This window comes from Streptococcus sp. k-628, assembly GCF_013277475.1.
GTDB lineage: Bacteria > Bacillota > Bacilli > Lactobacillales > Streptococcaceae > Streptococcus.
In genome coordinates, this window is the sequence record NZ_VMMZ01000125.1 from 1 (window position 1) to 1605 (window position 1605).

The following is a 1605-nucleotide window of genomic DNA, read 5'->3' on the forward strand; positions in this document are numbered from 1 at the left end:
TTTTCATTGAGTATGAATTGAACTTCCTATCTATTTTCTATAAATCCTAAAGGCTGTAATACTTTCAATCCTTGTCATTTTGTGTTATCATGTAGAGGTAATGAAAGGAGAGAAAATGTCTGCTATAGAACGTATTACAAAAGCTGCTCACTTAATTGATATGAACGATATTATCCGCGAGGGGAATCCAACTCTACGCGCGGTTGCTGAGGAAGTCACTTTCCCCCTATCTGACCAGGAAATCATCCTAGGCGAAAAGATGATGCAATTCCTCAAACATTCCCAAGATCCTGTCATGGCTGAAAAGATGGGGCTACGCGGTGGGGTTGGACTGGCTGCTCCTCAGTTAGATATCTCAAAACGCATTATCGCTGTTTTGGTACCTAATATTGTTGAAGAAGGTGAAACTCCAGAGGAAGCCTACGATTTGCAAGCCATTATGTACAATCCCAAAATCGTCTCTCACTCTGTTCAAGACGCTGCTCTTGGTGAAGGAGAAGGTTGCCTCTCTGTTGACCGCAACGTGCCTGGCTATGTGGTGCGCCATGCTCGCGTTACTGTTGACTACTTTGACAAGGATGGCGAAAAACACCGTATCAAGCTCAAAGGCTACAACTCCATCGTTGTTCAGCATGAAATTGACCACATTAACGGAATCATGTTTTACGATCGCATCAATGAAAAAGACCCATTTGCAGTTAAAGATGGTTTACTAATTCTAGAATAAAGAAAATCCCGTTGCAAGACGGGGTTTTGTGTTATAATAGAGGCATGAAAACAAACGATATTGTCTATGGCGTCCACGCCGTTACCGAAGCCCTCCTTGCAAACACAGGAAACAAACTTTACCTCCAAGAAGATCTCCGAGGTAAGAATGTTGAGAAAGTCAAAGAATTGGCTACAGAAAAGAAGGTGTCCATTTCTTGGACTTCAAAAAAATCCCTCTCTGAGATGACTGAAGGTGCTGTCCACCAAGGTTTTGTTCTACGAGTGTCTGAATTTGCCTATAGCGAGCTGGATCACATCCTTGCCAAAACACGCCAAGAAGAAAATCCTTTGCTATTAATTCTGGACGGGTTAACTGATCCTCACAACTTAGGCTCCATCTTAAGAACCGCTGATGCGACCAATGTTTCAGGAGTCATCATTCCCAAGCACCGTGCTGTCGGAGTTACTCCTGTCGTTGCTAAAACAGCCACAGGTGCTATTGAGCACGTTCCAATCGCTCGAGTGACCAATCTGAGCCAAACTCTAGACAAACTCAAGGATGAAGGCTTCTGGACCTTTGGAACGGATATGAACGGTACTCCTTGCCACAAGTGGAATACAAAAGGGAAAATCGCCCTCATCATTGGAAATGAAGGAAAAGGTATCTCTAGCAACATCAAAAAACAGGTCGATGAAATGATTACCATTCCCATGAATGGACATGTTCAAAGCCTTAATGCCAGTGTTGCTGCAGCCATTCTCATGTACGAAGTTTTTCGAAATAGACTATAAAAAAAGTTTCCAGTCATCTGATTGGAAACTTTTTTATGATTATACTCAATGAAAATCAAAGAGCAAACTAGGAAGCTAGCTGTAGACAGCTCAAAGCACTGCTTT

2 protein-coding genes are annotated in these 1605 nt (G+C 42.5%); both read left to right on the forward strand.

All coding sequences use genetic code 11. The annotated features are described in order from the left end of the window. Positions 1–115: 115 nt before the first annotated feature. Entirely contained in the window at positions 116–727 is a 612-nt protein-coding gene (def, locus tag HT730_RS10325; protein WP_004260025.1) for a peptide deformylase, read from the forward strand. 44 nt (positions 728–771) lie between these two features. Then, entirely contained in the window at positions 772–1500 is a 729-nt protein-coding gene (gene rlmB / locus HT730_RS10330) for a 23S rRNA (guanosine(2251)-2'-O)-methyltransferase RlmB (RefSeq protein ID WP_000855742.1), read from the forward strand. Positions 1501–1605: the final 105 nt, after the last annotated feature.

Bases quoted from the DNA above. Each gene is read 5' to 3' on its own strand.
- def (WP_004260025.1), top strand. From the start codon at position 116: ATGTCTGCTATAGAACGTATTACAAAAGCTGCTCACTTAATTGATATG.
- rlmB (WP_000855742.1), top strand. From the start codon at position 772: ATGAAAACAAACGATATTGTCTATGGCGTCCACGCCGTTACCGAAGCC.